Source organism: Microcoleus sp. LAD1_D3 (assembly GCF_036702135.1).
In the GTDB taxonomy this organism is placed as follows: Bacteria; Cyanobacteriota; Cyanobacteriia; order Cyanobacteriales; family Microcoleaceae; genus Microcoleus.
Map to the genome: position 1 here is coordinate 1 of NZ_JAUBSB010000044.1, position 11,163 is coordinate 11,163.

The 11,163-nt window shown below is 43.6% G+C and carries 5 protein-coding genes and 1 pseudogene; all 6 read right to left on the bottom strand.

Annotated elements, in window-relative coordinates:
- Positions 1–1,205: pseudogene (locus tag QUA74_RS21295) on the bottom strand (hypothetical protein); the annotation flags it as partial.
- A gap of 142 nt (positions 1,206–1,347) precedes the next feature.
- Positions 1,348–1,512 carry a hypothetical protein gene (locus QUA74_RS21300; RefSeq protein WP_333333230.1) on the bottom strand — a complete coding sequence of 55 codons (165 nt, stop codon included), beginning with the start codon at positions 1,510–1,512 and terminating at the stop codon, positions 1,348–1,350.
- Positions 1,513–1,803: 291 nt separating this feature from the next.
- Complete coding sequence (locus tag QUA74_RS21305; RefSeq protein ID WP_333333232.1) at positions 1,804–6,843, bottom strand: FkbM family methyltransferase; 5,040 nt, start codon at positions 6,841–6,843, stop codon at positions 1,804–1,806.
- Positions 6,844–7,664: 821 nt separating this feature from the next.
- Complete coding sequence (locus QUA74_RS21310; RefSeq protein ID WP_172185785.1) at positions 7,665–8,624, bottom strand: GDP-mannose 4,6-dehydratase; 960 nt, start codon at positions 8,622–8,624, stop codon at positions 7,665–7,667.
- 418 nt (positions 8,625–9,042) lie between these two features.
- On the bottom strand, positions 9,043–10,062 hold the full coding sequence (locus QUA74_RS21315; RefSeq protein WP_333333234.1) for a type I glyceraldehyde-3-phosphate dehydrogenase: 1,020 nt from the start codon (positions 10,060–10,062) through the stop codon (positions 9,043–9,045).
- Positions 10,063–10,253: 191 nt separating this feature from the next.
- Positions 10,254–10,970, bottom strand: a complete 717-nt coding sequence (gene nadD / locus QUA74_RS21320; RefSeq protein WP_333333236.1) for a nicotinate (nicotinamide) nucleotide adenylyltransferase — start codon at positions 10,968–10,970, stop codon at positions 10,254–10,256.
- Positions 10,971–11,163: the final 193 nt, after the last annotated feature.

The window sequence follows — 11,163 nt, forward strand, 5'->3', positions numbered from 1 at the left end:
CTCTGAGTCTGATGGAGTTGTAACTGGAATTGTTCCAATTCACTCTGAGTCTGCTGCTGGATTGCTTGGGATTGTTCCAATTCGCTCTGAGTCTGATGGAGTTGTAACTGGAATTGTTCCAATTCACTCTGAGTCTGCTGCTGGATTGCTTGGGATTGTTCTAATTCACTCTGAGTCTGCTGCTGGATTGCTTGGGATTGTTCTAATTCACTCTGAGTCTGATGGAGTTGTAACTGGGATTGTTCTAATTCACTCTGAGTCTGATGGAGTTGTAACTGGGATTGTTCTAATTCACTCTGAGTCTCCTGGTGGATTGCTTGGGATTGTTCCAATTCGCTCTGAGTCACTTGCAATTGCAACTGAAATTCTGCCAATTCACTCTGAGTTTGCTGTAATAGAGCCTTGTTTTCCTCGAATTCTGTCCGCGTCTCATAAGGCATATTGTATAACAGAGGACTCGGCTCGACATTTAATTTCAAGTGAAAGTCACTTGAAAGCTTGGAAAGCTCGATAACTGCGATCGCATTTGCTTGAGAAAAAGGCGAGCCGTATTCCACATAACTCAGTTCAAGAGCATCTAACTCTTCCCAAAGCACGTTAAAACCACGGTCAGTTGTTTCTCTGTCTATTAGCTTTAAACAATTAACAGAGACAGCCTCTTTAGGAATTCCATATTTTTTGCCTAATAAATACAAATACTCTTTACTAAACTGAATATACCATTCCCCATCTATAAGTTTTCCAAAAGGAACGGTAATCAAAGCTTTGCCCTCAGGGGCAAGTAGGTCGTATATCTTAGCAATTGCTTTTAAGGGACCTTCAAGATCGCGATTTTCTTCCTGCTCTCCATATCCACCCGAAGGATCTCCTTTTTGTCCAATGTGTTCAACTGTAGAAAGTGAGACAATCGCGTCGTACTTTTTGTCAGACGGCAGGTTCATTAAGTCTTCATTATCTACCCCTACTTCTACTTCAAATTTATCGACAATTCGTCTTGATGTTATACCAAGCGTTTCACTCAAATGATTTTCATAATGAGAAAGTACATTTCCCACTTCAAGTATGCTTGCTGGTTTTTGGATCTCTGCCAAAAAGTTAAAAGCAATAGGTATCTCTACAGCTCTTTCGGTAGGATTGTTAAATTTTATACGATTGTAATAAAACTCTTTTTTATTAAAATAAAACGTTCTTTTCCATTCTTGCATTGTGGATTCTCCGGTTTTTTCTACATTAAATTTAGTCGAATTTGAGAGTTTTGTGAATTGACGCAATTGATACTGATACCGATGCCATGCGACTAATCTGCAAGTCAACCCAATTTTCCCATAAATGCTCCCTAATGGCAGCTTATATTACAGCAATTTCCGTTAGTCTATTAAGACTGGAGTTGATCGCTATAGGTTCCTGCCGATTTAATCTGGCATCAAGCACGATCGCCAGAAGTTCTGACAACGCATGATGACTTTCACCTGTTACACTTACCCAGCCATCAGGCTGTTCGTGCTGCAACATCAAGTACATCGCCTCTCAATAGTCCGGGATTCCACCACAGTTTACACTAAGGTCAGGTCATTAAGGTTACATCTTGTCAAATGTACACAACTTAGTGTAATCTGAACTGGCTCATCAGCTTAGCACGATTGACAGTAACTCAAGAGGGAAGCCAAAAAAACTGCCGTTGATTATTTGGACCAGGGCGATCGACTTCTAGAGTCAGGGAATCTGGAGGAGGGGATTGGCTGTCTTTTTGATGTTGTTGGGGTGTTGGACTCCATCATAAAGTTAAACTCTGTTTCTTTACTTCTAAGCGACTCCAGCCTGCTCTAGCAGATTTTTCAGGGAATCAATGTTAACAAGTGTATCTTCATAACCATCTTTGTAGTAAACGAGTTGACGCAACTGAGGACATGGAATTCCTGAACCTATCAAATAGTAGTAGTCAAGTCTCTGGTAATGGCTAATCAGTTCGCCAATTTGAACGACCTGGTGGGGCGAGAAAATTTCGATAACTTTAGTTCCCGGCTGGCAAAAAACAAGGTTGCTGACTGCTGAACCGTGCATCAGGACTACAACCTCAGCCTGAGCCATCAATGAGACTTGTTCAGCAAAGGATATTGACTCTGCAAAGATTCTTGTAAAACCCAGCTCATTCAAAAGATTTAACACTTCATCTTCATTAATTGTTCTCCGTTCTGTTCCTGCATTCCGACTGATATATATACGCTTTAGCTGGCTTGATTTTGATGGTAGTGCTAGGGGAAGAAAATTGCTTCTGAGGAAATCGCACGCCCATTTGGTTGGGAAACACTGAAAACCGGGATAAGAGGGAACAACTAATTTATTAGCTTTTATATGGGCATGATTCTTGGTCTCTATGATTTGATTGGCGCGAATACCAAACACCTCAAGGGTTTCTTTTTGAAAAGGTGATCGGTAACCATTAATTAAAAACTTGTCAATACTGCCCAGCTCAATTCCACTTAGTTGTAACAATCCTATCCTCGGAAGTAAATCTAACATCCAATGGTAATAAATGAGTCCAGTATCTACAGATAAGACAGCTACAGTACCATTAATATGCTCAACAAGTGGTAAATTGGTTGCTGAGAAAATAGGATGTCGATCTATGGGGATGCCAGGACAGGTAGAAACATCTAGCAATAACTGATTATCTGAGGTGATAACAGCAGTTTTAGTGTTATAGCCGTACTCGCAATACCGACCCTCTGGTATTGTGACTACAAATGTGGCGGGCGACTCAAATTGACTCCACCAACTACTATTCAATATCGGATAGAAAGCTCTATCTATTGTTTGCGGCGGTGCTGAGAGCGAGAAGTGATGGGGAGAGTGGAGTTCTATGTAGTTAGTTTGCTTTAATGGAGATGCAAGTACCCACTCCCGCACAGTGCCACACCCTTGGGGAAGTGCAGCAGGCTGTGCTTTTTGAAAATACAAGTTAGCTTCTTCCTGTTTGCCTTGCTGTTGGAGAATACTGCCTATATAAGTTTGGGCGATCGAACCAAACCTGTGATGTTCTAAATCGATTAGGTCTTGGAAACACGAAATAGCTTCATCGAACTTAGATTGTGCATGAAGTAAGCCTCCCAATAGCAGATAAGCCCCAACATATTCTGGATCTATTTGGATAGATTTTTTGTAAAATTTAATTGCTTCGTCAAAATTTTTCTGGTGTGACCTTGCCTGTCCTATATAAAAGTAAACTTCCGCCCATTCTGGATGCTGCTGAATAACTTTTTGATAGGAGGTAATTGCCGCATCAAATTGGTTTTGCTGTGCTAGTGCTTGCCCGATATAAAAGTAAATTTCCGCCCATTCTGGGTGCTGATCAATAGCTTTATGGTATGAGGTAATTGCCTCATCAAGCTGATTTTGCTGTGCTTGCGCTTTCCCTAAATCGAAGTAAATTTGAGCTGCGTCGGGGGAGTCAGATTGAATTAAGAGCGACTTTTGGTATGCCTGTATGGCCTCACCTGCCTTGCCCCTTGCTGCTAGGAGTTTCCCCAAACAAGCGTATAATTCGGCTGAGTCGGGTTGATTTAGTAAGGCTTTGACAAATTTCGCTCTCAGAGCCACCTGTGCATCGGGTTGGTTCTGGGCGTCTAGATTGTCGGCCCAACGACTGTAGGCTAGCACTAGGTCGGATTTTGACCGAATTGCCTCGTGATAGGTGGCGCTCGCCTCATCCCATTTGCCTTGTTTTGCCCATTGAGCTGCCAAATGCCAGTAAGTTTCCTCTTCAGAAGCTGAGGCGATCGGTTCCCACACCCACTTAAATTCTACTGATTGTTGCATTCCGGCGAGAATTGTTCTGCGCGTAATGCTCTTGTCCCCAAGGAGCTTGATATACCACTGTTTGCCTGCTTCATCTGGATAGCGGAGCAAATATTTACGGTAAGCTGCTTGCAAAAACTCTTCATCGCTGAGGTGATAATTGGTTAGCAGAAATTGTACGTCGTTTAGTTTAAATTCTTCTGGTATTGAATCGCTGTTTAATTTTTTCGGGTTCTCCCACAAAAGAGGCTCGCTATTCCAAGGATCGAAGGGGATTAGTTTCTCTGTTGACCAGTCGGGACGAAAGAAGAACTTGCCTGTTTCGTTAAGCATACAGGCTGCAAACGAAAAACTGCTATTTGATATAGCGACAACATCGCACTGGCTCAATATATAAAAATCTGAATAAAAGTCTGCTTCCGACACATTAGCACCTAAATCTTGTGCTGTTACGGGGTTGTATTCTGCAAACTCTCCGATAACTTTTTCAATTTCGTCGCTCGCAACGAATAGTACAGGTTCGTCCAGCCTTTCCCACAGACCTCTGAGCCACTCTTTATACCATTCGCTAGGTGCTGTCAAGAAAGGTACTGTATTAAACTGGCTGTAGTCTCCGCGGCGCAGGTGCAGACCTACAACAGTTTTGCCTAGAGAACGCAGGCACGCGATTGCAGCTTGCATTTTTGTTTCAACTTCTGTCGCTGGTTTAAATAACGAGCGCAGGTAATCTTTGTAGGGAGCGTAATATTTTGTGTGGTACTGGCAGTAACCCGAAAAGTCTACATTTTTGTAAATTGTTGGCGAATTGGGGATGATAGCTTCAGCAAACCAAACAGAAAATGTTCCATCTTGTTGCCTAACTTCTTGAATTTGAGGTAATTTCTGAGAAATTGGCTGGTCTTGAAGACCAAATAGATATTGTCCGATCCAAGCAGGTGTCTCGCACCGCAGATTATGCTGTTTGGCATAGATTCTTAAAAAAGCGTACTCAAATATCTGATTGCCAAATCGATTGATGTCAAGTTCCGACATAGTAACCGCTGGCTTTTTGACATAAAACGCATCCCCCCAAGACGGGTGAAGCGGGGTTGTTGTTGCAACACGATCGAAACCGTAATTCTCCAAAAATTCGTCAATTTGGTCAATCAAGGCGCAGCCTTCGTACAGTTCTTCGTAATTTACTTCTGTGTTAATTGCTTCTACATATTTCAATAAATTAGCCGCTCCTTGCAAAGCCAAAAGTTCTGCACCTTGGATATCTATGTTGAGGATATTAAAATCCGCAGCTTCCAGTTCCAGTTCTTGCAGCAGGGTATCTAGAGTTTTTGATTCTACTGTTACTTGGTGAGTTTCCTGAATGGTGGGATAAATCTCTGCATGAAGCTTTAACGGCAAAATCGAACTGCTTTGATCCATTGAAGTGACGTGCAAGTTGACCGTGCCATTTCTATCGCTCGCAGCACAATTAACTGCTTGCACGTTGGGGAATCCTGCTATTTTGAGCTGCAATCTTTCAAATACTTCTGGGTTAGCTTCGATATACAATACCCTTTGTATGCCCATTGCTTGGTACAATGCAGTTTCATTACCTTCGTGAGCTCCAACGTGAACCACACCGCGCGGAACGATGGAATGCTGCGTACAAACTTGCTGTAAATCAAGCATTTGGGGTGTTTCACCCAAAACTGCCGAGCGAAAGCGTTCGTTTACTGCTAAGAAAATGCTCCACTGATAGTTTTCATGATCGGGCTGAAAATAGGGAAAATACTCTAATCCATCTGGTTGAATCTTAAATATTGCATACCGCAAGTTTTGAAAATATTCAAAAACTTGTTTTAGTGTTGTTTTCGAGTCTATATAAGTACCCCCGTATTCAAATTGAATGTAATCAATTTTACCCTGGCGCAATAAATTATTAGCTCCCTCTAGTACATTTAATTCGCCACCTTCCACATCTATCTTTAAAAAATTAATGTGGTTAATTTCTTGCCTTTGACAGTAATTATCTATAGTAGTTGTCAAAACATTGATAATTTGAGGCTGCTTAATATCATATTCCTTTTCAGCCTGCAACCTGCGGTAAAATGTACTCCATTCTGGAGAGTCATGATAATAAGCAAACTTCCTTGATTCTTCTTGTTTCCCTAACGCATAGTTATTGGGAATAATTTGACTATTACAAATTCCTTCGGCTAAATTTTGTAAAAGACTTTTGTAAATTTTAGGAACTGGCTCAAACAGGTGGATTTCTGCATTAGGAAATTGATTAAATACTTCCTCACTCCAACTGCCAACATTCGCACCTACATCAAAAACTACTTGACCAGATGCGATGAATCTTTCGATACATAGTAATTCGCCGCTGTGCAAGCTTGTCTTGACTGTGGAGCTAGGCTTTGGCGGTTTTTCAGGCAATGCAGGTGCTGGCTTTTGGAGCGATCGCACTTGATCTTCCCATGCCTTTGTGCTAACTTCCTGACTATACTGAGCCACGAGTAATTTGGCTTCTTCGGGAACAGAAACTATCACATCTTCAACTATAACGGTATACCGACTTCTTCCAGAATTCAACAAACTGGTAACAGCATCAATAGTCGGCCACTGCTCTATACGGTGAGGACTCGGGGGCGGAGATAAAAAAAGGCGGGCATCATCTATCAGGATAAAGTGTTCGCATTCAGAATCGTTGATAATTTGCAACTCTTCCAGCAGCGGACACTCCTCAGATTCTCCATAGGTTATTCCCCCGCTCCAGTGAGCGTCTAGCCAAAAAATACAAGGTTCCTTGAGTGTGGGTACAATTGCTGCAAGCTGCTCTTTTGAGTTTCCCAATACGAAGTCTAGATTTTTTAAGTGACCGTAGTTGTTTACTACTGCCTCATATATTTCTTTAGCTGCTTCGATTGTTATAACTTTTGGAAAATACTGTGCAGCCCACAAGGCCGTTGCACCGCAGTTAGTGCCAGTTTCAATAAAACCTTGCAAATTGTATGCCTCTTTCAAGGCTATTGCTAGCTCGGTTGGCACTCCTCCTCTGATTAAACCCATTCTAATTACTCCTTATCTAAAATTGGGAAATACGTACATCTGAAAGATGGTTACAGCTCTAGCTTGTTGTCTGAAATATCTGTGTGTATTTTTTTGCTTGTTCTGGAGCTTTATTGCCTTCACTAAAGCTCCTTTCCATCAGCTTATAAGGATTAAAAGCGATCACCCTTTGTTCCCGCAAATCTAATTTTACAGTTTTCCCTGGCATTCCTGCTCACAGTCGCCGCAACCACGATCCAGGCCAGTGAGTAAGGTTTTCACTTAACTCACTTTCATTAAAATACCATGCTGGTTGCTCGATCACAAAATCAGAATGTTGATCGGCAAACTCAGCCGCCGCAGTACGATGCTCCCTGTTCCACTCAGGATCATCAGTAATTTATTTCTCCACACGTTTCACCCCCCCAATCATGCTGTGTTGGCCCTGTTTCCGCCAGTGTCACCTTAAAATCTTGCTTCTGGTGTTCTTGGTGGTAGGTAATCTGATTTTGGCTGCCCAAGCAAATAGTAAAATCATTATTCATCGCTTCATAATTGAGGAAAGACTCCTTAATCATGTTGCCCCGATAACCCAAACACACAAGAAAATTTTGAAATCCTTAAGGGGCATAGGTTTTCATAATATGCCAGAGAATTGGATACCCGCCCACATCTACTAGGGGCTTGGGACGAAACTCTCTTTATTCTCGGAAACCTGTCCCCAAACTGTCGGCTAATATAACTATTTCCATTGTTTCACATCTTGAAAAGGGTACACAAACGCTGATACTTCACAACAGGTATTTATTGCAAACAAAGAGCTATATTTTCTGAAAAAATCCTCACACCTTACCCATCCTCGCTTCCACCATCATCCGCACCACATCGGGCATTTTATATTTTGCCTCCCAGCCCAATTTTTCTTTTGCCTTACCCGGATTTCCCCTCCCAACTGCAATCTCAGTCGGTCTGTAAAGACTCGCATCGGTTACTAAATGTTCCTGCCAATCCAAACCCGCAGAAACAAACGCTGTCTGCACAAACTCCTCCAAAGGATAGCTTACACCCGTGGCAATTACATAATCGTCCGGTTCTTCCTGCTGCAACATCAAATACATCGCCTCCACATATTCCGGCGCCCAACCCCAGTCCCGCTGCACTGAAATATTACCTAAATGCAGTTTTTCCGAACTACCCGCAGCAATTCGGCACACAACCGATACAATTTTTTGGGTAACAAACCTCTCCGGTCGCAGCGACGACTCGTGATTGAACAAAATACCAGAACACGCAAACAAATTGTACGCTTCTCGATAATTCGCTACTTCCCAAAATGCCGTTGCTTTCGCCACCGCGTAAGGACTTCTAGGGCGAAAAGGCGTATTTTCATCGGCTGGATTGCCTCGGGTATCCCCAAAACATTCGCTGGAACTGGCGTTGTAAAGTTTGATTTTTCCGCCTGTAAACCGAATTGCTTCTAACAGATTCAATGTGCCTGTGGCAATGCTTTCGAGGGTTTCTACGGGCTGTTCAAAAGACAGACCGACGGAACTTTGACCTGCTAGATTGTACACCTCATCTGGCTCTATTTTGGCAAGCACTTGCAAGACGCTGCGAAAATCGTTGAGAGACATGGATTCTAGTTTTACTCTGTCTCGGATGCCCAAACGGGCCAGGTTTCCGAAACTAGACATTTGGGCGTCCCTGGAGGTGCCGCAAACTTCATAACCTCGATCGAGCAACAGTTTAGCTAAATAAGCTCCGTCCTGACCTGATATACCGCTAATTAACGCTTTTTTCATATCACATTTTGTTTTCAACACTGTACCGTAGCTGTTGCTATTTTTTCAGGTTTTTAACTTTTATAGTCATAATTTTTATTTTTTTAATATTTGGGATTTTCCGAGAATTTAACCAAAGCAAGTTTAAACGGTTACTACGAACAAACAACAACTTTATCATCAAGCAGACCCGATCGCCCGATCGAAGTATTATTGCAAAAAGTTCGATAGCTGGGAGTAGCAGCATACAGATATCGGGTAGGGACACGGGACTGCCATGTCCCTAGGATATTTCATTTTGTACTCGCCAACTATCGACTGCCAAAAGTCTCTAGCGCTCGAAAACAGAAATAAAAAGTCAGCTAGAAATCGACTCAAAAGTAAAAAATATCAGCATTTTTTACCTTCTGCCGAATGACTAATGCCTTCTGCCTTCGGATTAAGCTTCCCAACGTTCGGCGACCAATTCAGCCAAGTCAACCACCCGCTGACTGTAGCCCCACTCATTGTCGTACCAAGCCAAAACCTTTACCATGTCGCCATCCATCACCAGCGTTAAGCTGGAATCCAGAATCGAAGAAGCATCGTTTCCGCGATAATCGCAAGAAACTAAAGGCAAATCGTTGTACTCCAAAATCCCTTTCATGGGGCCTTCGGCAGCTTCTTTGAACACTTGATTTACTTGCTCGGTAAAAGTCTTTTTCTCTACCTGAGCCACAAAATCGACTACGGACACATTGGGAGTCGGCACGCGCATGGCAATACCATTTAACTTGCCCTTCAATTCCGGAATCACCAAAGCCACAGCTTGGGCTGCTCCGGTAGAAGTCGGCACAATATTCATTGCTGCCGCCCGCGCCCGCCGCAAGTCGCGGTGGCTGGCATCCAGCAAGCGCTGGTCGCCAGTATAGCTGTGAGTAGTGGTCATCATGCCTTTGACGATGCCAAAATTTTCGTGCAGCACTTTCAGTACAGGAGCTAGACAGTTAGTAGTACAGCTAGCATTGCTGATGACAGTGTAGTCACTGTGCTTGTAGTTGTGGTGGTTAACTCCCATCACATAAGTGCCAACTTCAGAACCCTTGCCGGGAGCGGTAATTAGCACTTTTTTAGCGCCGGCAGTGATATGCTTCGATGCACCAGCTTGGTCAACGAAGACGCCGGTCGCTTCAATAATCAGATCAATACCCCAATCTTTCCAAGGCAAGTTTAGCGGGTTGCGATCGCTCACGCATTTAACTGTCTTCCCATTTAGGGTAATGGAATTTTCATCCGCACTGATGTCCACATTCTTCAACGTTCCCATCATGGAATCGTATCTGAGCAAGTGAGCATTACTTCTGGGATCGGAAGTGTCATTAATAGCTACCAACTCTAGCTGGCTGTTTTCTCTGCCCAGCCAGCAGCGCGCAAAACTGCGCCCAATACGTCCAAAACCATTGATCGCGACTCGAATCACTTTAGTACCTCCTAACGATGGCAGCCCTTAGCTCAGGCTTAAATTTTGGAAAAATTTAAGAATTGACTTATGAGACAAGATCATATCGCAAAGGTCGATCCTTTCTAACTTTTTGTGTCGATCAAAAAAGCTTGAACTTTTCTAGAAGGCTGAAATTGCAAGGCAGAAGGCATTAGGCTTTCTGCCACTGGTTACTGGTAAAGCTGATGGGCAGCAATATAAGTTCGTACAACTTCCGGGACTAAGTAGCGGAGGTTGCGACTTTCGGCGCAGCAGTGGCGGATGTGGCTCGACGAAATCTCGATCGCAGCCATGGACAGCACCTCCCAGCGAATTTCCACGTCCAGAAGAGCCATTTGTTCGGCAACTCGTCGGCCCACAGCATTTGCCTGAACCTGCATCCTGTCTCCCCCCGAATCGATGGGTTTTCCACTCGGACAATCTCCCCACTCCGACACTCCCCCAATCTCCCCGCTTTCTGGTGTCTCTCGCTCTCCCTGAGTCGGACGCGGGGCCACCAACCAGTCACACAACCCGGCAATTTCGTCGCACCGGTGCCATTTGGGGAGAGTAAGGAGTGCGTCACTACCAATAATCCAGTACCAGCGATGATCGCCGGGATACAATTTTTGCAAATACAGCAGGGTGTCAATGGCAAAACAACTGCCTCTGGGATTTGCCGACCGCGGCGAAATTACGAAGTCTGGGCGATCGGCGATTGCGAGAGCGAGCATTTCCCGCCGCTGCTCAAAACTTGCCAAATCCGGGCGCCACTTGTGAGGAGGAGAGCGATCCGGTACCCAAATGACTCGATCGAGAGCAAATTGACTCGCAGCCGTCTCGGCTACCAACACGTGACCCCAGTGAACCGGGTCAAAAGTCCCCCCCAAAATCGCTATTTTCGCCATATTTCCCCAAAATCAGGATTAGTAGAGACATCGCGCCAATTTTATGTTTATACACTTTTAACCGTAAGCTCTATCGCTTTTCGACTTATTCGACTAACTGCATAACTTGGTATATATACAATTAAGTGAGAATACATATTATCTATAGTTGAGTTGCGATCGTGTCAATCTCTGACTTTCAAGAAAAAATGAC